This window comes from Microbacterium sp. sgz311019 (assembly GCF_056135325.1).
Map to the genome: position 1 here is coordinate 80641 of NZ_JBWAXO010000006.1, position 25066 is coordinate 105706.

Consider the following 25066-nt stretch of genomic DNA (forward strand, 5'->3'; position numbering starts at 1 on the left):
ATTCGTTAGCGTTGTCCGCAAAGCCGGTGCACTCGCGCCGGGGAGTGCAGGAGAACGGCAGTACATGAGCACGCAGGGCACCGTCAAGTGGTTCAACTCGGAGAAGGGCTTCGGCTTCATCGCGCCGGATGACGGCGGCGCCGACGTCTTCGCCCACTACACGGCCATCGAGGCCAGCGGATACCGCAGCCTGGAAGAGAACCAGCGCGTCGAATTCGACGTCGCGCAGGGTCCGAAGGGTCTGCAGGCGGAGAACATCCGCCCGATCTGACGTCGGAGATCGAAGGGACCGGATGCTGCGGCATCCGGTCCCTTTCTTCACCCCTGCGATTCAATCGCGACGCACGAGGTCGAGACCCGCGCCCGCGAACTGGCGCAGTGTGGCGTCGGGTAGGAAGGCGCGTGTCAGTCCGGTGGCGATGCGTGCGAGGTCTCCCTCCTCGCGGTAGAGGAGATACATCCGCTCGTAGCGCGGATGGAACTTCTGCTTGAACCGGTGCAGCGCCTGGAAGCCGTAGACGGGCTCGAGGGCGGTGGCGAGACGCTCGGTGAGATCGCCGATGATGCCCGGGTCCGACGGACCCTCGTGCGTGAGCGGCGCTCCCGACAGCGACGCGACCTGCGCGCCCTCGTCCCGGAAGGCACGCACGGAGGCTCCGAGCAGGAACTCCATGACCGTCGGGAAGCCGCCCTCGCGGCGGCGCATGAGGTCGAGCGTCCACCCGATCACGTGACCGCCGGGGCCGTAGCGCGGGAGCCACGAGAGGAATCCCTCCACATCCCCGTTCTCCGAGACGGCGAGGGCGAGGCGCACCTCGGGGTCGGCCGCCTCGTCGAGCGTGCCGAGGGTGAACGACATCTCCGGCAGCCCGCGGTCGCCGACCCACATCTCCGAGATCGCCCGCAGCTGCTGCTGCACGCCCCACGGCTCGTCGCGCAGATGCGTGAGCCGGAACTGCACGCCCTCGCGCTCCGCGCGGTTGAGCGCGGTGCGGATGTTGTTCCACCGCTTGCCGGTGAATTCCAGGCCGGGGAGGTCGACGATGGTGTCGTCGGCGACGATGAGGCTCCGCCATCCCGCCGGGACCGCGTTCTTCGTGGGCGAGGTCGCGCTGAAGAAGCAGGGGATGAGCGCCTCGTGCTCGACGGCCTCGATGAACTCCCGGGTCGAGCGGGCGATGCCGGATGCGGGCCCGATCGGGTCGCCCAGCGCGATCGCGACGCCCGACCTGCGCTGGTAGGCGACGATGCCGTCGGACGTGCGCAGATAGCTGTTGTCGTCCCACGTCGCCATCCACGACAGGGTGCCGCCGCCGTACTTCCGGATCTCGGCCTTGACGTCCTCGACGGTGGGAGCGGGCTGCAGCCCCAGCTTCGACGAGCGGCGCACCTGGAACGCCCCGCGCACGAGGATCAGGTACACGAAGGCGGCGATCCAGAGGATGCCGGTGGCAAGGGACACCGCGGGGTCGCCGCGGAGGAGGGTGTGCATCTCCGGCAGGCCTTCGAGCCAGATCAGCAGGATGAGCAGGGCCATGCTGAGCATGTTGACGATCGAGAGGATGATCGCGACGACCCATGCCCAGCGCCGCCCTCGCCGCAGGCCGTTGGCCGCGAAGCCGATGACGACGATGTCGGTCAGGATGTCGAGCGCCGACCCCGAGACCGGCGCCGTCGAGCCGAACAGACCGTCGGTCGGCACTATCAGCACGATGATCTCGATCGCACCGAGGGTGACCAGCCCGAGGAATGCGAGCAGCCGCTGCTCGCGCACCGTCGTCCGGCGCAGGCGGAGGCTGCGGTCCACGGACAGAACCAGGAGGACGCCGAGGAAGTGCTGCAGGTCGAGGACGTTGCCCCAGAAGAGCATCGCCACGGACAGGAAGGCCAGCAGGAGAGTCCACGCGCGGACCCGCCAGGGCGCGTGGAAGAGGCCGATGGAGGCCGCCAGGCACGCCAGCACCCCGGCGCCCGGTCCGACGTCCAGATGGGTGGCCTGCTCATGGGCCCAGTCCCACCCGGTGAAGCTGCTGAAGAACCACAGGATCAGCGCGGCCCCGAAGATCGCGAAGAGCTGGCCGACCCAGAAATAGGCCAGGGCGACGCGCCAGCCGCGCCGGTACTCGAGGTAGGCCATTCCGGTGAAGCCGAGGAACACGATCATGTAGATCCACGGCCACGCGATGAGGAAGGTGCCGGTGAACGGGGTCCAGAAGCGACCCGCCTCGAACGCGGGGAGACCGTAGGCGAACGTGTCCCACATCGGGTTGTGCCGGAACGGATGCCACAGCCCCCGCGAGACGATGCCGACGACGAGGATCGCCGCGACCATCGCGAGGGTTGCGGGGATCCGCCGAATCACGCCGACGGCGCGATTCGACGTCGGCATCACAGCATCCGTCACGTCAGAAGCCTATTGAAGACGTGTGGGAACTCCAGATGGCTCAGCCGCGAACGAGCAGAAGATCGCGCAGCTGATCGACGTCGTCGACGGCAGCCTGCGCGCCGGCCGCCTCGTGCGGCCAGCTGAAACCCCACCGCACGAAGATGACGGGCACGTCGTTCTGCGCCCCGCCGTCGACATCGTGGTGGCGGTCGCCGATCAGCACCGGTCGCGTCGTGTCGACCCCGGCCGCCGCGAGACGGCGCAGCGCCTCCCGCACGATGTCGGCCTTGGCGCCGAGGGTCCGCTCGTCGGGACTCGCGCCGGTGATCGTGACGAAGCAGTCGTCGAGCGAGAAGTGGTCCATCAGTGCGACGACCTGGTTCTCGGGCTTCGAGCTCGCCGTCGCCTGCGGGATGCCGCACGCGTGCAGCTCGGTGATGAGCTCGCCGACGCCCGGGTACAGCCGCGCGCCGGCCGTGTAGCCCTCGGCCTTGCTCAGGCCCCGGTAGTACGCGACGGCCTCGGCGGCCTGGTCGCGGGTCATGCCGACGTTGTGCTGGAACGACTCGAACATGGGCGGGCCGATCCAGTGCGAGAGCTCGTCACGCGTGGCCGCGGGCAGGCCGAAGTGCTCGAGAGTCGTCGTCAGTCGACGGAGGATCGCATCCGATCCGTCGACGATCGTGCCGTCGACGTCCCAGAGGATGCAGGTCCAGGGGGAGCGGGCGGAGTCAGAAGAGGCGGGGTGCACCGGACTCGATCCCCTTCATCTCGTCGTAGTCGAGGGTCACGCAGCGGATGCCGCGGTCCGCGGCGAGGACCTTGGCCTGCGGCTTGATCTCCTGTGCGGCGAAGACGCCTGTCACGGGAGCGAGGTGCGGGTCGCGGCCCAGCAGCTCGAGGTACCGGGTCAGCTGCTCGACGCCGTCGATGTCGCCGCGGCGCTTGACCTCGACGGCGATCGTGCCGCCGGCGGGATCGCGCAACAGCAGGTCCACGGGGCCGATCGCCGTCGGGAACTCGCGGCGGACGAGCGTCACTCCCTCGCCGATGACCCCGACCTGTTCCGCGAGCAGGCGCTGCAGGTCGGCCTCCACGCCGTCCTTCTGCAGGCCGGGATCGATCCCGAGCTCGTGCAGCGAATCGTGGAGGACTTCATGGATGCGGACCACCAGCGCATCGCCCGACTTGGCGTGGGTCACGCGCCACTGCTCGATGACACCCTCGCCCGTCGGGTCCTCGACGGTGAGCGTGCAGGGCGGGCTCATCCAGTTGAGCGGCTTGTACGACCCGCCGTCCGAGTGCACGAGCAGGCTGCCGTCGCCCTTGTGCACCAGGAGCCGGGTGGCCAGCGGCAGGTGGGCGTTCAGCCGCCCGGAGTAGTCCACCGAGCAGCGGGCGATGACAAGGCGCACCCTTCGAGCCTAGCCGGGGCCGGGAGCGCGCTCGGCCCGGACCCGACGTCGTCCGCCCGTGCTTGACTGGACGGATGCCGGCCGTTTGGGCGCCCGGCGGGAGAGGGGTTGCGGTGTCCTTCTGGATCTGTGCAACGTGTGCCGTCGAGCACGAGGAGCGCGTGAAGGTGTGCGCGATCTGCGCGGACCCGCGGCAATGGGTCCCGGCCGAAGGGCAGCGATGGACGACGCTCGAGGAGATGCGGGACGCGGGCTACCGCACGGAGATGGCTGAGATCGAACCCGATCTGTGGGGGATCACGAGCCGTCCCGGGGCGGGCATCGGGCAGCAGGCGAAGCTGCTGCGCACGGATGCCGGTTCCCTGCTGTTCGATCCGATCGGCTACCTCGACGACTCGGCCGTCGAGGCGATCCGCGAGCTCGGGCCCGTGGTCGCGATCCTCGCGAGCCATCCGCACATGTACGGCGTGCAGGTCGAGTGGAGCCACGCGCTCGGCGGTGTTCCGGTGCTCATCGCCGAGAAGGACAAGGAGTGGGTCGCGCGGACCGACCCCGCGATCCGCGTGTGGACCGACGACCTCGAGCTGCTCCCGGGCGTGACGCTGACACAGCCCGGTGGCCACTTCCCCGGCAGTGCCGTCGTGCATTGGGCGGCGGGCGCCGAAGGGAGGGGCGTGCTGCTCTCGAGCGACACGATCTTCGCGAACCCCGACCGCACGTCCGTCAGCTTCATGTGGAGCTTCCCGAATCGCATCCCGCTGTCGGGGGCTGTCGTCGAGCGGGTCGCGGCCCACGTCGAGCGCTTCGCGTTCGACCGGCTCTACGGCAACTTCGACAACGTCATCCCATCCGAGGCGCGCGCGGTCGTGCGTCGCTCGGCCGACCGGCACATCGCCTGGGTCCGCGGCGACTTCGACGACCGGACCTGATGCCTCGGCTCAGGCCTCGTGATGCGCGCGGCCCGCGCCGACCGTCGAGCCTGCGATCGGCTTCGCGGCACCGGAGGCGAAGCCCGACAGCGCGATGAGCCCGACCAGGATCCACAGCGTGTTGAGCAGGCCGATCTGGTGGCTGATCCAGCCGAGGATCGGGGGCCCGCAGAGGAACGCGATGTAGCCGATCGTCGCGGCGGCGCTGACGGATGCGGCGGCCTTCGTCGGGTCGTCCGCCGCGGCAGACATCCCGAGCGGGAAGCCGAGCGAGGCACCGATGCCCCACAGGGCGACGCCGATCAGCGCGATGGGCAGCGTGGGCGCCAGGATGAAGACGATCAGGCCGACGCCCGCGGCGACGGCGAGGATGCGCAGGGTCCAGACGCGCCCGAACCGGTCGACGAGCGGGCCCCCCAGGGCGCGGACCGTCGTCATCGCGATGGAGAAGACGGTGAGGGCGATGGCACCCTGCGCGACCGTGCCGCCGTGGCCGTCGACGACGGCGAGCGGCAGCCAGTCGTTCGCGCCGCCTTCGGCGAACGCCATCCCGAGCATGATCGCGCCGATCGCGTAGGTGCGCGGGTCGCGCCACACGGCGAGGATGGCGGCGAACTTCTCGCGGCGGGTCGGTCCGTCGCCGTCGGCGACCGGGTCGTCCACCGCCTCGCGGCGCGGGACGAACGCGACGGCGACCAGACCGCCCACGACGACGACGACGCCCATGATCCACAGGTGCGGGGCGATGCCCACGCTCCAGAAGGTCATCGCGACGCCGATGCCGGCGCCCGCGACGGTGCCGAGGCTGAACAGCGCATGGAACAGCGGCATGATCGTGCGGTCGGTCGCGCGCTCGATGGCGGCGCCCTCGACGTTCATCATGACGTCGGTCGCACCCATCCCGAGTCCCATGAAGGCGAGCCCGATGCCCGTCAGCGCGTAGGACGTGAACGTCTGGGCTCCAAGGCCGACGAGCAGGATGCCGGCGGCGAAGATCGCGAGGCCGACCAGGAGCCCGCGCCGGGCCCCCCAGCGGGCGAGGAGGACGTTGGCCAGCGACAGGCCGAGGATCGACGCGGCACCCGAGGCGAAGAGCAGGACGCCGAGCTGGAAGTCGTCGATGCCGAGGTTCGCCTTGGCCGTCGGCACGCGCGACGCCCACGTCGCGAAGCCGAGGCCGGTGGCGAAGAAGATCGCGAACACGGCGTTGCGCCAGCGCACGAGTTGCACGCGAGTGAGCGGAGTGTCCATCGGGACAGCATATCGAATCGATTCGACGGATCGATACCCCGGCGCGTTAGCATCAGAGGACCATGAGTTCTCGCAGAGCCACGATCGCAGACGTCGCCCGGGAGGCGGGGGTGTCGGTGTCCACCGCATCCGTCGTCTTCAGCGGCAAGACGCCCGTGTCGGACGCCACTCGGAGTCGCGTGCTCGCCGCGGCCGCCTCGCTCGGCTACACAGGGCCGGACCCGCGCGCCGCGTCGCTCCGCCGCGGCCGCTCGGGGATCGTCGGCGTGGTCTTCCAGGACCACCTCAGCCGCGTGTTCCTCGACCCGGTGGTCACCCACATGATGGACGGACTCGCGGATGCCGCCGCGCCGCTCGGCGCTGGCCTCCTCCTGCTGCGCGACGACGAGCCGCAGGAGGGCGCGGCATCCGAGCCGTCGATCACGACGGCGCCGATCGACGCGGCCGTCCTGATCGGCTGCAGCGGACGGATGCGCGATCAGCTCGCCGTGCTCGAGGCGCGCGGCATCCCCGTGGTCGTCATCGAGGGGGATGCCGGTCCCCACGTGCCGCGCATCGACCTCGACAACCACGAGGCTCAGCGCGCCGTGGCGCAGCACATCCGCGGACTCGGTCACACCGACGTCGTCCTGCTGACGCTGCCTGTGGACGCCAAGCGCACCTACGGCTGGATCCGCCCGGACCAGCAGATCACGACCGACGTCACCCGCGTGCGCCTGGGCGGTGCGCGCGAGGTCTTCCCCGACGCCCCCGCGTTCGCCGCCGAGAGCAGCTCGATCGACCAGGGGCTCGCCGCCGGACGCGCGATCCTCGCCACCGGCCGGCCGACCGCGGTCATCGCGCAGAGCGACCTGCTCGCGGCGGGCATGATCCGCGCCGCCGAGGAAGCGGGGCTGCGCGTGCCCGAGGACATCTCCGTCACGGGCTTCGACGGCGTGACCGTCGACGGCCTCGAGCCCTACGAGCTCACCACCATGGTGCAGCCCGCGACGGACAAGGGCCGCGCGGCGGGCGAGGCGGTCGCCGCACGCCTGGACGGGCGGGATGCCCCCTCCTTCCGGTTCACCTGCACCTTCCGCGCCGGCAACACGACGGCCGCCCCCCGGGCGTAGCGGGGAGGCGCAAGCGCCGCCGTAGACTGGGCCGACACCCGAATCGCGCGCGCCGGAGGAGCCCTCCGGCCGACGACTCCGAGGAGGTCGCCCGTGCTGGCTCTCCTCGGTGCGTTCGCGGTGATCCCGCTCGCGCTGCCGTGGCTGGTCGGCCGGATCGGCGCCCGCACGTTCTACGTCGGCGCAGCCCTCGCGGCCATCGCCTTCGTGCAGGCCGCGCTGCAGGCGCCGGTCGTGATCTCGGGCGGTGTCGTCACCGAGTCCTACGACTGGATCCCGAGCCTCGGCATCGTCCTGTCGATGCGCATGGACACCCTCGGGTGGGTCATGGCGCTGATCGTCACGGGTGTCGGTGCACTCGTCATGCTCTACTGCCGCTGGTACTTCCGCGGCAAGCGCGAGGGCCTCGGCCAGTTCTCCGCCGTCCTCCTCGCGTTCGCCGGGGCGATGTACGGGCTCGTGCTCACCGACGACATCGTCGTGCTCGTGATGTTCTGGGAGATCACGAGCATCCTGTCGTACCTCCTCATCGGATACGCCCATCGTCGTGGCGGCAGCCGTCGGGCCGCGCTGCAGGCACTCCTGGTGACGACGGTCGGCGGCCTCGTCATGTTCGTCGGCGTCGTGCTGCTCGTCGTCATGGCGGGCACCAGCAGCATGTCGGAGATCCTGGCGCACCCGCCGACGGGGGCGCTGGCGGATGCGGCGCTCGTCATGGTGCTCGTCGGAGCGCTGAGCAAGTCCGCCATCTTCCCCTTCCACTTCTGGCTGCCCGGCGCCATGGCCGCGCCCACGCCGGTGAGCGCCTACCTGCACGCGGCGGCGATGGTGAAGGCGGGCATCTACCTCATCGCGCGCTTCGCCCCGGCGTTCGCGTTCGCCGCGCCCTGGCGGCCCATCGTCATCGGCCTCGGTGTCTTCACGATGCTGCTGGGCGGACTCCAGGCCCTCCGCGAGACCGACCTCAAGCGCATCCTGGCGTTCGGCACGGTGAGCCAGCTGGGGCTTCTCACCGTCGTCCTCGGCTACGGGACCCGGAACGCCGCGCTCGCCGGCATGGCCCTGCTCATCGGCCACGCCCTGTTCAAGTCGAGCCTCTTCCTGGTCGTCGGCATCATCGACCGCCAGCTCGGCACACGCGACGTCGGCGAGCTCAGCGGCGTGGGCCGTCAGGCTCCGACCCTCGCCGTCTTCTCGATGATCGCCGTCGCGTCGATGGTCGGCATCCCGCCGACGATCGGATTCGTGGCCAAGGAGGGCGCGCTCTCCGCGCTGCTCTACGAGGCGTCGCACGGCGAGGCGTGGGGGACGGCGGCCCTGATCGGCATCGTCCTCGGCTCGGTGCTGACCACGGCGTACGGCATCCGGTTCGTGTGGGGCGCCTTCTGGACGAAGAAGGACACCGCCCGCCGGCCCATGCCGAAGACGGAATGGCCCGACCCGCCGTTCGGATTCCTGTCGGCACCCATCGTGCTCTCGGCCCTCACGGTCGTCGCGGGCATCGCCGCGCCGGCGCTCGACACGGTGCTGGCCGGCTACGCCGACACCCTGCCTCCGTCGAGTCCCGGTGTCCCGGCACCCCCCGAGGCGCACCTCGCGCTGTGGCACGGCCTCGAGCCGGCGCTGTGGATCTCGCTGGCCTCCATCGCCGTCGGCGCCGCGGTGTTCTGGCTGACCGTCCGCACCGGATGGCACGCGCGCGTGCTGCCCTTCACGGCCGCCGACGTGTACAACGCGACACTGCGCGGCGTGGCGCGGGTGTCGGTCTCGGTGACCAGCTTCACGCACACCGGTTCGCTGCCCGTGTACGTCGGCACGATCTTCGTCGTCTTCGTCGCCGCCGAGGGGACTGCGCTGCTGGCGGGCAACGCGTGGCGGGCGCAGCTGGATGCGTGGCACACCCCGGCGCAGCTGCTTGTGGCGCCGCTCATGATCGCCGCGGGGCTCATCGCGATCCGCGCGCAGAAGCGCTACACGGGTGTCGTGCTGGTGTCGGTCACCGGACTCGGCATGGTCGTTCTCTTCGCGACGAGCGGCGCCCCTGATCTCGCGCTCACGCAGGTGCTCGTCGAGACGGTCACGATGGTGGCCTTCGCCCTGGTGCTGCGACGCATCCCCTCCCGTCTCGGTGAGCACAATGCCTCCGTCAAGCCGGTCATCAGAGGCGTGATCGGCGCCGCCGTCGGTCTGACGATGGCCGCAGTCGCCCTCGTCGCCACCGGCGCGAGGGTCTACACACCGATCTCGGAGCGCTTCCCCGCCCTCGCGTACGACCTCGGCCACGGCAAGAACGTCGTCAATGTCGCTCTCGTCGACCTGCGCGGCTGGGACACGATGGGCGAGCTGTCGGTGCTCGTCCTCGCAGCCACGGGCGTGGCGTCCCTCGTGTTCGTGACGGATCGCGCCGACCGGCTGTCGAGCCTGTCCGCGCTCCCGGTGCGCAGCCGCCGTCCGATGGTCGAGACGTCGGAGGGCGTGCGGCCTCGCTCCTCGGAGACGACGGGCTGGCAGGCCTGGCTGGTCGGGGGCCAGCGCGTGCGCACCGAGAACCGGTCGCTGATGGTCGAGGTCATCGTGCGGATCCTCTTCCACTCGATCATCGTCGTGTCGCTGTTCCTGCTGTTCGCGGGGCACAATGCGCCCGGCGGCGGCTTCGCCGGCGGACTCGTCGCGGGCATGGCGCTCGTGATGAGGTACATCGCGGGAGGGCGGTACGAGCTCGGCGCGGCGGCGCCGACGGATGCCGGGCGCCTGCTCGGAATCGGGATGACGCTCGCCGTCGCGTGCGCCGCCGTGCCGCTGCTCTTCGGGGCCGATCCGCTCAAGAGCGCGTTCTTCGAGGCGACGATCCCGGTCATCGGCCACATCGAGTTCGTGACCTCGACGATCTTCGACATCGGCGTCTACCTCGTCGTGGTCGGACTCGTCCTCGACGTGCTGCGCAGTCTCGGCGCCGAGGTCGACCGGCAGCTGCAGGAGCAGCGGCGACAGGGGGTGCCGCTGCCGTGAGCGTCTCGGGCATCCTCATCCTCATCATGGCCGTGCTCTTCGCGTGCGGCGTCTACGCCATGCTCGAGCGCAGCCTCACCCGCGTGCTCATCGGGTTCCTGCTGCTCGGCAACGCGGTGAACCTGCTGCTTCTCATCGTCATGGGATTCCCCGGCGAGGCACCGTTCCACGGGGCGGAGGGCGCGGTGTCGGACCCCCTGCCGCAGGCGCTCATGCTCACCGCGATCGTCATCACGTTCGCGGTCTCGGCCTTCCTGCTCGCCCTCATCTACCGGTCGTGGCAGCTCGGCCGCGCCGACATCGTGCCGGACGACGAGGCCGACATCGAGGTGCGCGAGCGCGGCGAGGAGGTCGAGGACGCGCTCGACGACGAGGTCGAGCTCGAGGAGGCCGACGAGGAGGAGACGACCGACTTCATCGGGACCGGGACGACACCGCTGCGCGTGCTGCACCAGCGCGACATCGCGGGCATCCGCGACAACGCACCGACCGATGAGAGGGACGGGGGTGGCCCGCGATGAGCGCGCTCGTGCCCCTGCTCGTGACGCTGCCCCTGCTCGGCGCGGCGATCGCGCTCATCGCCGGGCGCCACCGGCGCACGCAGATCGTCGTGTCGATCGTGACCCTCTCGTGCGTGCTCGCCATCTCCGCGGTGCTCCTCGTGGCGGTGGACATGCGCGGCCAGCCGATCGCGGTCTCCGTCGGAGGCTGGCCGATCCCGTTCGGCATCGTGCTCTACGTCGACGGCCTCGCGGCCCTGCTCGTGCTGGTCTCCAGCATCGTGCTGCTCGCGGTGCTCCTGTACTCGGTCGGCCAGGGCGCGGCGGACGGGGATGACGACACCCCGGTGTCCATATTCCACCCGACGTATCTCGTTCTGGCAGCGGGCATCTTCAACGCCTTCATCGCCGGCGATCTCTTCAACCTGTTCGTCGGGTTCGAGATCCTGCTCGTGGCGTCCTACGTGCTCATCACCCTCGGCGGGACGTCCGGCCGCATCCGCGCCGGCATCGTCTACATCGTCGTCTCGCTCGTGTCGTCGGTGCTGTTCCTGGCGGCGATCGCGATGGTCTACGCGGCCCTCGGGACGGTCAACATGGTGCAGATCTCGCAGCGCATGAGCGAGCTTCCGCAGCAGACGCAGCTCGTGCTGCACGTCATGCTGCTCCTGGCTTTCAGCATCAAGGCCGCAGTCTTCCCGCTGTCCTTCTGGCTGCCAGACTCGTACCCGACCGCGCCGGCGCCGGTGACCGCGGTGTTCGCCGGGTTGCTGACGAAGGTGGGCGTCTACGCGATCATCCGCACCGAGACCGAGCTGTTCCGCGACAACGAGGTGAACACCCTGCTGCTGATCGTCGCCCTGCTGACGATGATCGTCGGAGTGCTCGGCGCCGTCGCGCAGGCCGAGATGAAGCGCATCCTGTCGTTCACGCTCGTGAGCCACATCGGCTACATGGTCTTCGGCATCGCCATCGCGACTCCCGCCGCGCTCGGTGCGACGACATACTACATCGTTCACCACATCGTCGTGCAGACGACGCTGTTCCTCGCCGTCGGACTCATCGAGCGAAGAGCAGGGTCGACGTCGATCCTCAAGGTCAAGGGCCTCATGCGCGCGGCGCCCGTCATCGCCGTGCTCTACTTCATCCCCGCCGTGAACCTCGGCGGCCTGCCACCCTTCTCGGGCTTCATCGGCAAGTTCGCGCTGTTCGACGCGGCCGCCCAGGTCGGCACCCCGCTCATGATGGTGCTCATCATCGGCGGCATCGTGACATCGCTCCTCACCCTGTACGCGCTGATGCGCGCGTGGAACCTGTCGTTCTGGCGCGAGAGCGACGAGGACCTCGCCGAGCCGGAGACCGAGGCGCGCGTCGCGTATCTGGGTGACGCGCCGGAGGCTCTCGTGCAGACCGAGCGCCGGGCCATCCCGCGGATCATGACGGGTGCGACCGTCGGCATGGTCTCCGTCACTGTCGCACTGACGGTCTTCGCCGGGCCGCTGTACGACGTCTGCAGCCGCATCGGCGCCGAGATCCTGCAGCCGGTGAGCCTCGTCCAGCTCGAGCAGGAGGCGACGAAATGAGCCCGGGGGTGTCCGTGGCCAGGCGCGCCTGGCGCCAGTTGCCGTTCTTCGTGTGGCTGGTCGCGCTGTGGATGCTGCTGTGGGGACAGTTCACCGTCCTCGCCTTCGTGACCGGCGTGGTCGTCGCGGTGTTCGTGACCCGCGTCTTCCGGCTCCCGGCGGTCGAGCTCTCGGGCCGGGTGAACCTCTGGTACGGCCTGGTGTTCGTCGTGACGTTCATCGGCGCGCTGGTTCGCGGGTCGCTCACGGTCGCCTGGCAGATCGTGAATCCCTGGAGCTACCCCGGCACCGCTGTGATCGCGGTCCCGCTGCGCACGGACGACGACCTCATCATGACCCACGTCGGGGTGACCGCATCCCTCATCCCGGGATCGCTCATCATCGAGGCCGACCGGGATCGGCGCATCCTGTACCTGCACGAGGTCGGCGTCTCATCGGACCGCGATGTCGAGCGGCAGCGCCGGAGCGTGCTGCGCTGGGAGCGCCGGATCGTCATGGCGCTGGGGTCGAAGGCGCAGGTCGAGGCGGTGAGGTCCGCATGAACCCGGTGCTGGTCGTGGTCTACGTCGTCTTCGCGGTCGCCGCGCTGCTGACGCTGTGGCGGATCGTCGTCGGGCCGTCGATCCTCGACCGGGCCGTCGCATCCGACGTGCTGCTGACGGAGGTGATGTGCGTGCTCGGCGCCGACATGGCGATCAACCGCCACACGAACACGCTGCCCGTGCTGCTGATCATCGCGGCGGTCGGCGTGTTCGGCTCGATCGCGATCGCGCGCTACGTCGCGCGCAGGGACAAGGGGGAGGGATGAACGCGATCCTGGATGCGGCGTCCCTGCTGCTCGTGCTCGCCGGGGCGCTGCTGTGCCTGTCGGCCGCGATCGGCCTGCTGCGCTTCCGCGATGTGCCGACGCGACTGCACGCGGCGACCAAGCCGCAGGTGCTCGGCTTCCTGCTCATCTGCGTCGCGATCGCGCTGTCGCTGCGGTCCTGGCCGGTGGTCGCATTCCTCGGGGCGGTGGTGCTGATCCAGCTCGCGACTGCCCCGCTCGCCGCCCACATGATCGGCCGGCAGGCGTACCGCAACGGCACGATCGACGAGCCCTCGCTCTACGTCGACGAGCTCGCGCAGTCGCGCGAGACACCGCCTGGCGCCGGCGGCTGAGCCCTGGGCGCCGGCGGCTGAGCCCTGGGCGCCGGCGGCTGAGGAGTCTCAGCGCCGGCGGCCGGGCGACGGATCAGTACCAGTTGACGGCCTGCGAGTGACCCCAGGCCGCGCACGGCGAGCCGTAGGAGCGCTTGATGTAATCGAGGCCCCACGCGATCTGGGTCGCGGCGTTGGTCTGCCAGTCGGCGCCTGCGGCCGCCATCTTCGAGCCGGGGAGCGCCTGCGGGATGCCGGTCGCCCCGCCACCCTTGTTGTACGCCTTGTAGTTCCAGCCCGACTCCTTCTGCCAGAGCGAGGAGAGGCACGAGAACTGGCCGTCGCCCCAGCCGTAGCGGCTGGCGGCGAGGGAGCGCGCGGTCGCGCGAGCGCCGTCGGGCGTGTTCGTCTGTGCGAGTGCGGCGGCGGCGGCCGCGGCCTGGGCGGCGGCCTGCGCTGCGGCGGCTTCACGCGCCTGGATGTCGGCCAGCTCCTGCGAGATGCGGGCGGTGTTGCTGCGCACGAGGTCGGTGAGGGCGTCGACGGTCGCGGACGGGAGGCCTTCGGAGTCGTCGAGCACGGCGACCTGGCGCTGGAGCGAGCTGGTGTCGACCTTGCCGGCGGCCCGCCCGACGGTGGCGCGCGCGGTGAGGGCGAAGAAGGCGGCCGAGTGGTCGACGCTCCGCTCGACGGAGAGGGATCCGGAGGCGATGAGCTCGTCGGCGGCGGCGGCGCTCGTGGCGACGCCGAGGGGGATGGAAACGGCCGCGATGACGGCGATGGCGGGGATGGCGATCTTGTGGATGCGGGTGGGGAGGCGCATGGAACTCCAGTGCTCGGGCTTCCCTGCGTGTCCACCGACGGGCCCGCATGCAGGCGCGACGGCAACGGATGCACGCGTTCAGCACGCGTCACCCGGGCAGGCGTATCGCCTCGGACGGTGGAGAGTGAACGCGTGAGCGATCGTCGGGATGCTGAGTCACCTGACCGCTCGGGAGCGGCCGTGCCGAGGCATCCGCCCCCCGCATTCGGGTGCGGGCGACGAACTCGGACCACCGTATGGGGCGAGTCTGGACGATTCGTCCGAGACCCCTGGCAGGCCCATCCATGCGGGCCGGACGGATTCAGCCCTTCGGGGTCAGCGTGAGGGAGTGCGTCGCAGCCGCCTGGACCGCCCTTGTGGAGAACGCCCATGGCGGCAGGCGGACGTGCCGCCAGTCGTCGGTCTGGTCGAAGTAGTTCTCGTGGAACGCATGCCCGCTCTCGCCCGTGAGGTTGTTCCACTCGGACTGGTCGAAGCCCGCGAGGTCGACGATCATGCGCATCGAGGGCACGGTCACGGTCTGGAATCCCTCGCCGAGCACCCAGCCCGTCGCATCCACGACCGACGATCCGCCGCCGACCGGGAACGGTCCGCGGTTGAAGAGCCATTCGATCGGCGCGATCCCGGATTTGCCGAACGTCGCGTTGGTGAGAGTCAGCGCATGCAGGTCGCCCCAGTTCCAGGTCGACACGGTGTCGCCCTGCAGCTTCGCCAGGCGGTGGTAGGCATCCACCGCGGCCTTCTGCAGCATCTCGCGCTCGCTCGAAACGCCGAGCCGGTCATTCGTCCACCACGACGACGTCGGCTCTCCGAGCAGCTTGTCGACCACGAGGAACAGGCGGCCCTGACCGTCGACCGATACGGGATGCGCGCGCTCGGTGAAGAGGTCCTTCACGAGCTCGTCCCACAGCACGTTGGCATAGGCGGCGGCCGGCGAGTCCGCGTCATCGCGCGCGTCCCACGACTTCAGCAGGGAGAGGGCGGATGCGGCTCCCTTGTCGTCGACCGAGACGTCCGCGTAGGCGGCCATGAGCCTCATTCCCATCCAGAACGACGTGTCGGCCTGGATGCCGTTCATGTCGGCCGCGGTGAGCTTGCCCTGCGAGGACAGACGATCGAGCTGCTGGGTGATCTGCGCTGCGCGCCAGCCGTAGTCCCAGTCCTTGGTGAGGAAGTACGGGTAGCCCGGTCCGACGATCGGGTTGTTGGCCGTCACGATGTAGCCCTCGGGTGGGTTGTAAGACACCGGCAGCTTGTCGAAGGGGATGTACCCCTTCCAGTCGTAGGCGGAGTCCCACCCGGGCTGTGGCATCCATCCGTCTCCCGCCCCCCGGATGGGAAGCCGGCCCGGCGTCTGGTAGCCGATGTTCCCCGCGGTGTCGGCGTAGATGAGGTTCTGCGCGGGCACGTCGAAGAGCGATGCCGCGCGCCGGAATCCGGCGAAGTCCCGCGCCGAGTCCAGGGCGAAGATCGCTTCGGCGGTCGTGCCGGGCTCCAGCGCGGTCCACCGCAGGCTGACTGCGGTGGTCCCCTCCGGCGCTCCTTGGGGCGTGGACACGTCCCCGGTGCTGGAGCCCGTGCGCGGCTCGGCGGCGACGGCCTTGAAGTCGCCGCTGAACGACACGATCGGGCCGTGCACCGTGGACCGGATCGTGAGCTTCACGTCGTCGCCCCCGGCGACCTTGATCGTCTCCGTGCGCACCTTCATGGGCACCAGCTGCCCATCGCGCCAGTAGGCGTCGCCCTGGACCTTCTCGATGTAGAGGTCCGTGACGTCCGTCGTCAGGTTCGTGAAGCCCCACGCGATCTTCGCGTTGTGGCCGATGATCACGCCGGGAAGGCCTGAGAAGCTGAAGCCGCCGACGTCGAACGGGCACTCCGCCGTCACCGTCGCGCATTTCAGGTTCACCTGGTACCAGACGCTCGGCATCGCCGCCCCCAGGTGCGGGTCGTTCGACAGCAGCGGCTTGCCCGACGCGGTGAGCGATCCGGAGACGACCCACGAGTTCGAGCCGATTCCCTCACCGGCACCGCCGAGGAGCGCGCCGGCCGCCTCGACGGCGCTGTTCACGCTCTTCCATTGGATGGATGCGGCGGTCGACACAGCCGCGGCTGCCGCCGGTGCCGGCGCTGTCGTGCTGATCGTCGGCACGATCACCGGGTTCTTGTCGTACGGGTAGTCGGGGTAGAGCTCGTGGATCTTCGCCGTGTCGTAGTGCGTAGCCATGGTGGCGCGCTCGGTCTCGGCCTCGATGTTGTCGCGGAGGTCCCAGGCCATGGCCTTCAGCCACGCCACCGAATCGGCGGGGGTCCATTTCTCGATCGTGTATGCCGGGTTCTGCAGTCCCAGGGTCGCGTACTCCAACGACGCCGCGGAGCCCTGGTGGTCGGCCAGATAGGCGTTCACCCCGTCGGCGTAGGCCTGGTAGTAGGCGCGGGTGGCGGCATCCATCCCGTCCACCTCCTGCTGGGCGATGCGGTGCCAGCCGAGCGTGCGGAGGAACTCGTCGGTGGGCACCTGGGAGGCGCCGAACAGCTCCGAGAGCCGGCCGCTCGTGACGTGACGGCGGAAGTCCATCTCCCAGAAGCGGTCCTGGGCGTGCACATAGCCCTGGGCGAAGAACAGGTCGTGCGAATCGCCCGCGGTGATGGTCGGGATGCCGCGGTCATCACGCTGCACGCTCACCTTCGCGTGCAGGCCCGACGCGGCGATCGTCCCGTCGGTCTGCGGGAAGGAGCGCTGCACGACCCACAGACCCGCGCCCGCCCCGATCAGGGCGATCGCGACCACGCCGGCCACGATGCCGAAGAGCGTGATCCCGATGGTCCGACCGACGCGGCGCCTGGGCTTGGTCTCGGCATGGACGGCAGCGATGGACGCCGTGTCGGTCTTCGTCATCGAGGGGTCTCCCGGGCATGGAACTCGGTGTCAGGGCGGCCGGGACTCGGGTGTCCGCAGTCGCCCTCCGAATCGTAGCCCCGGGCAGCGCCCTCTGCCGACCCCCGTTCGGGATTCAGCGGCGGTCAGCCGATGAGGCTCGGCTGCAGGTCGCGCAGCGTGCGGCCTCGGATCATCCGCTGGACCCCGATCATCGACACCACCAGCGCCCCGAGGAGCCATGTCGCGAGCACCAGCATGTCGCTGCCGGCGCGCGCGAGGTCTCCGCCGTACATGAGCTGGCGCATCGCATCCACCACGTATCCCATCGGCAGCACGTGATGCAGGCCCGCGAGCGGCTCCGGCAGCGTCTGCCACGGGAAGGTGCCGCCGGCGGTCACGAGTTGCATGACCATCAGCACGAGCCCGAGAAACTGGCCCACGGAGCCGAGCCACACATTCAGGGCGAGGATGATCGACGCGTAGACGAAGGATGCCGCGACCATCACCCCGAGCGTGCCGAGCGGATGCGCGAACCCGAACCCGAGCGCCACGGCGAGGACGCCGAACAGGGCGACCATCTGGATGCCGCCCAGCACCGCGGGGGTGAGCCAGCCGGCGAGGGTGATCCTGACCGGCCTGTGCAGGGCGGTCACGGCCCGGCGCGAGATCGGCTTGACGATCAGGAACAGCGCGTAGATGCCGATCCAGCCGGCGAGGGCGGCGAAGAACGGCGCCAGCCCGGAGCCGTAGTTCGACGCGGAGGCCAGCTTGCCCGACGAGACGTCGACCGGATCGGCGATGGTCTTCGCCTGCGCGGCACGCAGCGCCGCGGACGAGTCGGGGATCTTCGCGACCCCGTCCCGCAGGCCATCGCGCAGCTGATCGGCGCCCGTCGTGAGCGTGCCGAGGCCGCTTGTCAGTGCGGCCGCGCCGCTCGCCAGCTGGGCGGAACCGGATGCCGCGGCATCCGCCCCCGATGCCACCTGCGCGGCGCCGGACGCGACCTGATTCGCACCCGCTGAGAGCTGGTCGACCTTGCCGACCGCGCCCTGGACCGTCGTGTTGCCGGCGCGCACCTTGTCGCCGAGCACGTCGAGCTTCGCGACCACCGCGTCGATCTGCGCCGGGTCGAGCCCCTGCTTCTGCAGCTCGGAAATGATGTCGGCGCGGGCCTGCGGCAGCGCGTTGGCGACCTGCTGCGAGGCCGACCCGGCGCGGTCGGCGTAACCGGCGAGGGTGCGGTTGCCCGCGGCGACCTGTGCGGCGCCATCCGCGACCTGGTGGGCGCCCTGGGCGAGGGTGGCCGTGCCGCTCGCCAGTCGCGAGGCGCCGCCGGAGAGCTCGGCCGCGCCGTCGTGCGCGCTCGCTGCCCCGTCGGCGAGCCGGGATGCGCCGTCCGCCGCGGTGACGAGGTTCGCGCGGATGTCCGAGATCGCGCCCAGCAGTCGCGTGGCGGCCTCCTCTCCGACGAGCTGAGCCACCGAACGCCGGATCTTCTCGACGGCCTGCGCGCCGATCGTCGAAGCGAGGTAGTTGTTGGCGTCGTTCGTCTCGAGGAGGATCTTCGCCTGATGCGGGCCATCACCCGAGACCGATGTCAGAGCCGCGGAGAAGTCCTTCGGCAGCGTGACGGTGAAGTCGACGGAACCGTCCTGGAGGGCCGTCGTCGCGGCCGTCGCCGACATGACCTGCCAGTCGAAGGCACCGCCGTCGACGAGCTCCTTCGCGACATGATCGCCGTAGTTCGTGTCGCCGACGCCTTCGTCTGCCACCACGAGCCCGACGGGCACGTCCGACAGGCGCGCGTACGGGTCCTGGTTCGCCCACAGGTACAGGCCGCCGTACAGGACGGGGACGAGCATCAGCGCGATCAGTGCGATCACCGACATGCGCGTGGACGTGAGGCGGCGCAGCTCGGCCGCGATCATCGCGGGAACCTTCATTCCTGGTCCTCGCTCTCGGCGGACGGGAGCCGGAGGAGGGATGCCGCGGCCTCCCCGACGACCACGAGCACGGCCATGCCGCGAGCGGCATACTCGTTCGCCAGCTGCATCCACTCGAGTGGATCGCCTCCGTGGCGGTCGGGGGAGACGAGCACCAGGCCCTCGACGCCCGCGCGGAGCGCCGACAGCTCGAGGAGCAGCGAGATGCGCTCGCGGGCGGGCACATCGCCGATCGGCAGCCGGGCGAGATCGCCGGAGCCAGCGGCATCCAGCCACCGCCGCACGGCTCTGCGACCGGCCGGGCGACCGGCGAACATGAGCTCCTCGGCCGTGACGCCCGCGACCGTGACGTCGGGCGCGGGGTCGCTGACGGTGGGGGCGTCGACGAGGGCGACGCGCCGGCGGAGCGCCGCGGCATCCTCCTCTCCGTCGATGAGGACGCGGCCCTCCGCAGGCCGCATCCGGCCCGAGGCGATGAGCCCGAGCACGGTGGGCCGCTGCTCCGTCTCGGCAACGGCGACCACCGCCTGGCCGGAGACGTAGGCGACAGAGGTCGGCGGCAGGGCGAGGCCCTTCGACACGTCGTGGAGCTCGACGCGCATCAGGCGGCCGCCCCCGCGGTGGCGGCCTCGTGGAAGAGGTCGGGATGCGCGTCGAGCAGGGCACTCGAGGCGGTCCAGGAGAGCCCGGCGATTCCGAGCACCGCTTTGACGGCGATCGGCCCGGATTCGGAGGAGGAGGCGTCGAGATGCGAGACGACCGAGCGCGCGGTCTCCTCGATGAGCCGGGCGGTGGTCGCGACCGGGAGATCGCCGCGGAGGGTGCCGTCGTCCTGGCCACTGCGAACGATGTCGAGCAGCACGCGCCGGAGCGGCGCGAGGATGTCCGCGGTCTCCTGCACGTGCGCATCGTCCAGTGCGATCGCAGCGGCCACCTGCACCATCGCGGCCTCGCGCCACAGCCGTGCGGTCAGCCGCGCGAGAGCGACGGGGGCGTCTGCGTCGGAGATGTCGAGCGCGATGGCGTTGAAGCGAGGTGCGCCTCCGGCGAGGATCTCGCGGATGATCGCATCCCGATCCTCGAAGTGGCCGTAGACGGCGCGGCGTGAGAGGCCGGCGCCACGGGCGATGGCGTCGAGCGAAGCGCGCGGGTCGAGCGCGATGGCGGCAGTGGCCGCGGCGATGATGCCGGCTCGGTTCTCGAGGGCATCGCGGCGCGGGCGGCGCGACGAGACGGGGGCGTTGTTCACCCCTCCATTATAACTTGCACAAGACTGTGCAAGTTAACACTCACTGAGTCAGTCGGTACCCGTGTCGAAGGCCGCGGACTCCGATGCCTCTTCGACCGCCTCGGCGATGGCCGAGGCATCCTGGCCCTCGGTGATCTCGAGCGACGCGCCCTTCTCGAGGCGACCGACCAGCGCGCCGGTCGCACCGCCGATGAGGCCGAGGCCCGCGTACTGCTCGAGGCGGGCGCGGGAGTCGGCGATGTCGAGGTTGCGCATCGTGAGCTGTCCGATGCGATCGGTGGGGCCGAAGGCGGCGTCGCCGACGCGCTCCATCGAGAGCTTCTCGGGGTGGTACGAGAGTCCCGGGCCGCTCGTGTCCAGGATCGAGTAGTCCTCGCCCCGGCGCAGGCGCAGAGTGACAGAGCCCGAGATCGCGGAGCCCACCCACTTCTGGATCGACTCGCGCAGCATGAGCGACTGGGGCTCGAGCCAGCGGCCCTCGTACATCAGGCGACCGAGGCGACGTCCCTGCTCGTGGTAGGTCGCGAGCGTGTCCTCATTCAGGATGCCGTTCAGCAGGCGCTCGTAGGCGATGAACAGCAGCGCCATACCCGGGGCCTCGTAGATGCCGCGGGACTTCGCCTCGATGATGCGGTTCTCGATCTGGTCGCTCATGCCGAGGCCGTGGCGTCCGCCGATGACGTTCGCCTCGCGCACGAGCTCGACCGGGTCCCCGTACTCGACGCCGTCGATGGCGACGGGGCGGCCGGACTCGAACGTGATCGTCACGTCTTCGGTCTCGATCTCCACCGCCGGGTCCCAGAAGCGCACGCCCATGATCGGGTCGACCGTCTCGAGCGAGACGTCGAGGTGCTCGAGGGTCTTCGCCTCGTGCGTGGCGCCCCAGATGTTCGCGTCGGTGGAATAGGCCTTCTCGGCCGAGTCGCGGTAGGGGAAGCCATGCGCGACGAGCCACTCGCTCATCTCCGTGCGGCCGCCGAGCTCGGTCACGAAGTCGGCATCCAGCCACGGCTTGTAGACGCGCAGCGCGGGGTTGGCGAGCAGTCCGTAGCGGTAGAACCGCTCGATGTCGTTGCCCTTGTAGGTCGAGCCGTCGCCCCAGATGTCGACGCCGTCCTCCTTCATGGCGCGGACCAGCAGGGTGCCGGTCACGGCGCGCCCGAGCGGCGTCGTGTTGAAGTAGGTGCGGCCGCCGCTGCGGATGTGGAACGCCCCGCACGACAGGGCCACGAAGCCCTCTTCGACGAGCGCGGTCTTGCAGTCGACGAGCCGCGAGGCTTCCGCGCCGTACTGGAGTGCGCGGTCGGGGATCGACGCGATGTCGTCCTCGTCGTACTGTCCGAGATCGCCGGTGTACGTGTACGGCACCGCGCCCTTGTCGCGCATCCACGCGACCGCGACCGAGGTGTCGAGACCCCCCGAGAAAGCGATGCCGACACGCTCGCCGACCGGCAGGGACTGGAGGACCTTCGACATAGTCCCCCATCCTATCGAGGGGGTTCCGGATGCCCCGAGCCTGTGACGCCGGGCCCGTGAGGCGCCCGTGACGAGGGAGGACACGAGGCGAGCGGAGGGCCGGATCGGGGTGGATGCGCCGGGGCTACGGTAGAGCGCGTGGCGCAGATCCAGGTGGTCGGGGCGGTGCTCGTGGAGCACGGTCGTATCCTGGCCGCGCGGCGCGGTCCCGAGATGGACCTTCCCGGCAAGTGGGAGTTCCCCGGCGGGAAGATCGAACCGGGCGAGACGCCCGCGGCCGCTCTGCGCCGCGAGCTCATCGAGGAGCTGGGCTGCACGGTCGAGGTCGGCGGGCTCGTCGCATCCACGGATCACGGCCGTGTCACGTTGACGACCTACGTCTGTCGGCTGGTCGAGGGGATGCCGCAGCCCGGCGAGCACTCCGAGCTGCGGTGGCTCCCGCCCGGCGCACTCCCCGAGCTCGACTGGGCCCCCGCCGACATGCCGGCGGTTCGGCTCCTGGCGGGCGGTGGGGCCGGCGGTGGGACCTTCGTCCCGGCGGCGACGCCATGCGCCCCGGAGCATGAGAGGCGCGAGGAGACACCTCGGAAAGCAGGTGGACGATGACCGACGGCTATCCCGGTCGTGGCGCGGAGAGCGCCGGCATCTGGGGATTCTTCTTCTTCCTCGCCTACATCGGAGCGGCGATCTACTTCGTCTCGCACTCGGACGGCTTGTTCTGGGGAGTCATTGTCGGGCTGCTGCAGGCGATGGTCTGGCCGGCGTACGTCGTCTACCACGTGCTGGTGCTTCTCGGCGCCTAGCCAGGTCGGCTCCGCGGCCCTCGATAGGATGGGGTGTAACCCGTCCTACACACGAACCGGGGGCTGCAATGCCAGGAATCGTCATCATCGGAGTCCAGTGGGGGGACGAGGGGAAGGGCAAGGCCACCGACCTCCTCGGCGACCGCACCGACTGGGTGGTCAAGTTCAACGGCGGCAACAACGCGGGGCACACGGTCGTCATCGGTGACGAGAAGTATGCGCTGCACCTGCTGCCGAGCGGCATCCTGACCCCCGGGGTCAACCCGGTGATCGGCAACGGCGTCGTCGTCGACCTCGAGGTGCTCTTCTACGAGCTCGAGGCGCTGAACGCGCGCGGCGTCGACACCTCGCGCCTGCGGATCAGCGCCAACGCGCACATCATCACGCAGTACCACCGCACCCTCGACAAGGTCACCGAGCGCTTCCTCGGCAAGCGGCAGATCGGCACCACCGGTCGCGGCATCGGGCCCGCCTACGCGGACAAGATCAACCGCGTCGGCATCCGCGTGCAGGATCTCTTCGACGAGAACATCCTGCGCCAGAAGATCGAGGGCGCCCTCGACCAGAAGAACCACCTCCTCGTGAAGGTCTTCAACCGCCGCGCGATCACGTGCGACGAGATCATCGACGACCTCCTGTCGTATGCCGACCGCGTGGCGCCGATGGTCGCCGACACGTCGTTGCTGCTCAATGACGCGCTCGAGGCCGGTGAGGTCGTCGTCTTCGAGGGCGGCCAGGCCACGATGCTCGACGTCGACCACGGCACGTACCCCTTCGTGACGTCGTCGTCGGCGACCGCGGGTGGCGCGGCCACCGGCTCCGGCGTCGGTCCGAACCGCCTCGACCGCATCGTCGGCATCGTGAAGGCCTACACGACCCGCGTCGGCTCCGGCCCGTTCCCGACGGAGCTGTTCGACGAGAGCGGCGACTGGCTGCGCTCGCGGGGCTTCGAGTTCGGCACGACGACCGGCCGCCCGCGTCGCGTGGGCTGGTACGACGCGCCCGTGACGCGCTACGCCACCCGCATCAACGGCATCACCGACCTCGTTCTCACGAAGCTCGACATCCTGACCGGGCTCGACCGCATCCCGGTGTGCGTCGCGTACGACGTCGACGGCGTGCGCTTCGACGAGATGCCGGCCAGTCAGACCGACTTCCACCACGCGAAGCCGATCTACGAGTACCTGCCCGGCTGGACGGCCGACATCTCGGGCGCCCGCACGTTCGAGGAGCTGCCTGTCGAGGCGCAGGAGTACATCCTGGCCCTCGAGGCGATGAGCGGCACCCGGATCTCGGTCGTCGGCGTGGGCCCGGCTCGCGACGAGGTCGTCGTGCGCCACGATCTCGTATGAGGTTCCTGACCGGCGGCTACACAGCCGACACGGACGGAGCGGGCTCCGGAATCGGGATGCTGTTCGCCGGCGCGCCGGATGACGCCCTGGCCGGCGGGCCCCTCGGCTTCGCCGGCACTGTGGCGACGACCGATTCGCCGTCATGGGTGACCCGGCATCCGGGGTCTTCGAGCCTGTCGTCGGGCGACGTCGTCTACGCGGCGCTCGAGGGCGCGGGCGCCGTGCAGGGCTTCCGCCGCACGGGCGAGCAGAGCTTCGTCGCTCTGGGGAGGCCCGTCCCGACCGGCGCGCTGAACTGCCATGTCGCCGTGTCTCCGGACGCGTCGTACCTCGTCGCCGCGTGCTGGGGCGACGGACGCGTGGTCCGGGTGGGGCTGGATGCCGCCGGCCGGCTCGGCTCGGCATCCATCGCCCCCGCGGCCGTCGATCCGTACGGACCCGATGCGCCCGCGAGGGAACCCGCGGGGGGTATCGACATCGCCGCAGCCGCCCGGGCTCTCCGCGATGTCGCCGGCGAGTACGCGCACCTGATCCCGGGCGGCGAAGAAGAGGCGGAGGCCGAGCAGGCGCCGGATCGGGCCGAGGCGGAGCTGCCGGATGCCGACGCGCGCGTCTCGCGTGCGCACCAGACGATGTTCCTGCCCGGCGGGCTCGTCGTCACGACCGACATGGGGTACGACCTGGTCCGGTTCTGGCGGCCGACGGCCGACGGGCTGCGTGCGGTGCAGGAGGTCGTCCTGCCGCGCGGCAGCGGTCCGCGCCACATGGTGCACCACCCGAGCGGATACCTCTACGTCATCACCGAGCTGTCGCACGAGGTGTTCGTCCTCGGGGCCTCGCGCGAGGGCGTCTGGAGCGTCGTCAGCGGAACGCGCATCGCGCCCGGCATCCTTCCGACCGACACCGGAGCGGAGCTCGCGATGTCGCACGACGCCGCGTTCCTGTATGCGGGCGTGCGGGGCACGAACACGATCGGCACGCTGCGGGTGCGAGGGTCGGGTGAATCGCTCGAGTCCGTCGCCCTTGTCGAGGCCGGCGTGGACTGGCCGCGACACCACCTCGTGGTGCGCGACACCCTGGTCGTGGCGGGCCAGAAGTCCGACGACGTCGCCTCGCTCACCCTCGACACGCGCACCGGGGTTCCGGGCAAGGTCCGGTACCGCACCGCGGTCCCGTCGCCGACCTGCCTCGTCGCCCTGCCCTGATCCGGCGGT

The 25066-nt window shown here is 70.3% G+C and carries 23 protein-coding genes; 13 read left to right on the top strand and 10 right to left on the bottom strand.

Annotation, left to right across the window (positions count from 1 at the left end; all coding sequences use genetic code 11):
- Positions 1–64: 64 nt before the first annotated feature.
- Complete coding sequence (locus AC0NZN_RS11015) at positions 65–271, top strand: cold-shock protein (RefSeq protein WP_320942644.1); 207 nt, start codon at positions 65–67, stop codon at positions 269–271.
- Positions 272–331: 60 nt separating this feature from the next.
- On the opposite strand, the gene AC0NZN_RS11020 is transcribed toward AC0NZN_RS11015, so the two are convergent.
- The 3 genes from AC0NZN_RS11020 to nucS are packed head-to-tail and all read right to left on the bottom strand — an operon-like array spanning position 332 to position 3801.
- Positions 332–2404 (bottom strand): bifunctional lysylphosphatidylglycerol flippase/synthetase MprF, encoded by a 2073-nt coding sequence (locus AC0NZN_RS11020; protein WP_474592348.1) that lies wholly within the window; start codon positions 2402–2404, stop codon positions 332–334.
- Positions 2405–2444: 40 nt separating this feature from the next.
- On the bottom strand, positions 2445–3137 hold the full coding sequence (locus AC0NZN_RS11025; protein ID WP_474592349.1) for an HAD hydrolase-like protein: 693 nt from the start codon (positions 3135–3137) through the stop codon (positions 2445–2447).
- On the bottom strand, positions 3118–3801 hold the full coding sequence (nucS, locus tag AC0NZN_RS11030) for an endonuclease NucS (protein WP_474592350.1): 684 nt from the start codon (positions 3799–3801) through the stop codon (positions 3118–3120). Before nucS ends, AC0NZN_RS11025 begins: the two co-directional genes overlap by 20 nt.
- Before the next feature lie 113 nt (positions 3802–3914).
- Between nucS and AC0NZN_RS11035 the strand changes: the two genes are divergently transcribed.
- Positions 3915–4730: an MBL fold metallo-hydrolase gene (locus AC0NZN_RS11035; RefSeq protein ID WP_474592351.1), complete on the top strand. Its 816-nt coding sequence runs from the start codon at positions 3915–3917 to the stop codon at positions 4728–4730.
- 9 nt (positions 4731–4739) lie between these two features.
- On the opposite strand, the gene AC0NZN_RS11040 is transcribed toward AC0NZN_RS11035, so the two are convergent.
- Positions 4740–5981, bottom strand: a complete 1242-nt coding sequence (locus tag AC0NZN_RS11040) for an MFS transporter (protein WP_474592352.1) — start codon at positions 5979–5981, stop codon at positions 4740–4742.
- 62 nt (positions 5982–6043) lie between these two features.
- Between AC0NZN_RS11040 and AC0NZN_RS11045 the strand changes: the two genes are divergently transcribed.
- The 7 genes from AC0NZN_RS11045 (at position 6044) to mnhG (ending at position 13346) form a co-directional block, all read left to right on the top strand.
- Positions 6044–7093 carry a LacI family DNA-binding transcriptional regulator gene (locus AC0NZN_RS11045; protein WP_474592353.1) on the top strand — a complete coding sequence of 350 codons (1050 nt, stop codon included), beginning with the start codon at positions 6044–6046 and terminating at the stop codon, positions 7091–7093.
- A 93-nt stretch (positions 7094–7186) separates the two neighbouring features.
- Positions 7187–10102, top strand: coding sequence for a Na+/H+ antiporter subunit A (locus AC0NZN_RS11050; protein WP_474592354.1), 2916 nt, complete (start codon positions 7187–7189; stop codon positions 10100–10102).
- Positions 10099–10623, top strand: a complete 525-nt coding sequence (locus tag AC0NZN_RS11055; RefSeq protein WP_474592355.1) for a Na(+)/H(+) antiporter subunit C — start codon at positions 10099–10101, stop codon at positions 10621–10623. The genes AC0NZN_RS11050 and AC0NZN_RS11055 overlap by 4 nt, the downstream gene beginning before the upstream one ends.
- Positions 10620–12185 (top strand): Na+/H+ antiporter subunit D, encoded by a 1566-nt coding sequence (locus AC0NZN_RS11060; RefSeq protein WP_474592356.1) that lies wholly within the window; start codon positions 10620–10622, stop codon positions 12183–12185. Before AC0NZN_RS11055 ends, AC0NZN_RS11060 begins: the two co-directional genes overlap by 4 nt.
- Positions 12182–12727 (top strand): Na+/H+ antiporter subunit E, encoded by a 546-nt coding sequence (locus tag AC0NZN_RS11065; RefSeq protein WP_474592357.1) that lies wholly within the window; start codon positions 12182–12184, stop codon positions 12725–12727. The genes AC0NZN_RS11060 and AC0NZN_RS11065 overlap by 4 nt, the downstream gene beginning before the upstream one ends.
- Positions 12724–12993: an MrpF/PhaF family protein gene (locus tag AC0NZN_RS11070; protein WP_474592358.1), complete on the top strand. Its 270-nt coding sequence runs from the start codon at positions 12724–12726 to the stop codon at positions 12991–12993. Before AC0NZN_RS11065 ends, AC0NZN_RS11070 begins: the two co-directional genes overlap by 4 nt.
- Positions 12990–13346 (top strand): monovalent cation/H(+) antiporter subunit G, encoded by a 357-nt coding sequence (mnhG, locus tag AC0NZN_RS11075; RefSeq protein WP_474592359.1) that lies wholly within the window; start codon positions 12990–12992, stop codon positions 13344–13346. Before AC0NZN_RS11070 ends, mnhG begins: the two co-directional genes overlap by 4 nt.
- A 73-nt stretch (positions 13347–13419) precedes the next feature.
- Here the strand turns inward: mnhG and AC0NZN_RS11080 are convergent, their stop codons facing one another.
- The 6 genes from AC0NZN_RS11080 to argG form a co-directional block, all read right to left on the bottom strand.
- The gene (locus AC0NZN_RS11080) at positions 13420–14148 is read right to left on the bottom strand and encodes an aggregation-promoting factor C-terminal-like domain-containing protein (RefSeq protein WP_474592360.1); all 729 of its coding nucleotides are present in this window, start codon (positions 14146–14148) and stop codon (positions 13420–13422) included.
- A 301-nt stretch (positions 14149–14449) separates the two neighbouring features.
- A complete protein-coding gene (locus AC0NZN_RS11085) occupies positions 14450–17047 on the bottom strand; it encodes a penicillin acylase family protein (protein ID WP_474592361.1) in 2598 nt (865 codons plus the stop codon).
- A 125-nt stretch (positions 17048–17172) separates the two neighbouring features.
- Complete coding sequence (locus AC0NZN_RS11090; protein ID WP_474592362.1) at positions 17173–18972, bottom strand: YhgE/Pip family protein; 1800 nt, start codon at positions 18970–18972, stop codon at positions 17173–17175.
- Complete coding sequence (locus tag AC0NZN_RS11095) at positions 18969–19574, bottom strand: hypothetical protein (protein ID WP_474592363.1); 606 nt, start codon at positions 19572–19574, stop codon at positions 18969–18971. The genes AC0NZN_RS11090 and AC0NZN_RS11095 overlap by 4 nt, the downstream gene beginning before the upstream one ends.
- On the bottom strand, positions 19574–20221 hold the full coding sequence (locus AC0NZN_RS11100) for a TetR/AcrR family transcriptional regulator (protein ID WP_474592364.1): 648 nt from the start codon (positions 20219–20221) through the stop codon (positions 19574–19576). Before AC0NZN_RS11100 ends, AC0NZN_RS11095 begins: the two co-directional genes overlap by 1 nt.
- A gap of 48 nt (positions 20222–20269) precedes the next feature.
- The gene (argG, locus tag AC0NZN_RS11105; RefSeq protein ID WP_474592365.1) at positions 20270–21697 is read right to left on the bottom strand and encodes an argininosuccinate synthase; all 1428 of its coding nucleotides are present in this window, start codon (positions 21695–21697) and stop codon (positions 20270–20272) included.
- Positions 21698–21835: 138 nt separating this feature from the next.
- On the opposite strand from argG, the gene AC0NZN_RS11110 reads away from it, so the two are divergent.
- The 4 genes from AC0NZN_RS11110 to AC0NZN_RS11125 all read left to right on the top strand — a co-directional run bounded on the left by AC0NZN_RS11110 (position 21836) and on the right by AC0NZN_RS11125 (position 25057).
- Entirely contained in the window at positions 21836–22303 is a 468-nt protein-coding gene (locus tag AC0NZN_RS11110; protein WP_474592366.1) for a (deoxy)nucleoside triphosphate pyrophosphohydrolase, read from the top strand.
- Entirely contained in the window at positions 22300–22500 is a 201-nt protein-coding gene (locus AC0NZN_RS11115; protein WP_474592367.1) for a hypothetical protein, read from the top strand. Before AC0NZN_RS11110 ends, AC0NZN_RS11115 begins: the two co-directional genes overlap by 4 nt.
- Before the next feature lie 68 nt (positions 22501–22568).
- Positions 22569–23852, top strand: a complete 1284-nt coding sequence (locus AC0NZN_RS11120; protein ID WP_474592368.1) for an adenylosuccinate synthase — start codon at positions 22569–22571, stop codon at positions 23850–23852.
- The gene (locus AC0NZN_RS11125) at positions 23849–25057 is read left to right on the top strand and encodes a lactonase family protein (RefSeq protein WP_474592369.1); all 1209 of its coding nucleotides are present in this window, start codon (positions 23849–23851) and stop codon (positions 25055–25057) included. Before AC0NZN_RS11120 ends, AC0NZN_RS11125 begins: the two co-directional genes overlap by 4 nt.
- Positions 25058–25066 lie beyond the last annotated feature (9 nt).

What these genes read in the sequence shown, in the direction of transcription:
- AC0NZN_RS11060 (WP_474592356.1), top strand. Translation starts at nt 10,620, where the DNA reads ATGAGCGCGCTCGTGCCCCTGCTCGTGACGCTGCCCCTGCTCGGCGCG.
- AC0NZN_RS11045 (WP_474592353.1), top strand. Translation starts at nt 6,044, where the DNA reads ATGAGTTCTCGCAGAGCCACGATCGCAGACGTCGCCCGGGAGGCGGGG.
- AC0NZN_RS11115 (WP_474592367.1), top strand. Translation starts at nt 22,300, where the DNA reads ATGACCGACGGCTATCCCGGTCGTGGCGCGGAGAGCGCCGGCATCTGG.
- AC0NZN_RS11095 (WP_474592363.1), bottom strand. Translation starts at nt 19,574, where the DNA reads ATGCGCGTCGAGCTCCACGACGTGTCGAAGGGCCTCGCCCTGCCGCCG.
- mnhG (WP_474592359.1), top strand. Translation starts at nt 12,990, where the DNA reads ATGAACGCGATCCTGGATGCGGCGTCCCTGCTGCTCGTGCTCGCCGGG.
- AC0NZN_RS11015 (WP_320942644.1), top strand. Translation starts at nt 65, where the DNA reads ATGAGCACGCAGGGCACCGTCAAGTGGTTCAACTCGGAGAAGGGCTTC.
- AC0NZN_RS11120 (WP_474592368.1), top strand. Translation starts at nt 22,569, where the DNA reads ATGCCAGGAATCGTCATCATCGGAGTCCAGTGGGGGGACGAGGGGAAG.
- AC0NZN_RS11085 (WP_474592361.1), bottom strand. Translation starts at nt 17,047, where the DNA reads ATGACGAAGACCGACACGGCGTCCATCGCTGCCGTCCATGCCGAGACC.
- AC0NZN_RS11080 (WP_474592360.1), bottom strand. Translation starts at nt 14,148, where the DNA reads ATGCGCCTCCCCACCCGCATCCACAAGATCGCCATCCCCGCCATCGCC.
- AC0NZN_RS11065 (WP_474592357.1), top strand. Translation starts at nt 12,182, where the DNA reads ATGAGCCCGGGGGTGTCCGTGGCCAGGCGCGCCTGGCGCCAGTTGCCG.
- AC0NZN_RS11125 (WP_474592369.1), top strand. Translation starts at nt 23,849, where the DNA reads ATGAGGTTCCTGACCGGCGGCTACACAGCCGACACGGACGGAGCGGGC.
- AC0NZN_RS11070 (WP_474592358.1), top strand. Translation starts at nt 12,724, where the DNA reads ATGAACCCGGTGCTGGTCGTGGTCTACGTCGTCTTCGCGGTCGCCGCG.
- argG (WP_474592365.1), bottom strand. Translation starts at nt 21,697, where the DNA reads ATGTCGAAGGTCCTCCAGTCCCTGCCGGTCGGCGAGCGTGTCGGCATC.
- AC0NZN_RS11040 (WP_474592352.1), bottom strand. Translation starts at nt 5,981, where the DNA reads ATGGACACTCCGCTCACTCGCGTGCAACTCGTGCGCTGGCGCAACGCC.
- AC0NZN_RS11090 (WP_474592362.1), bottom strand. Translation starts at nt 18,972, where the DNA reads ATGAAGGTTCCCGCGATGATCGCGGCCGAGCTGCGCCGCCTCACGTCC.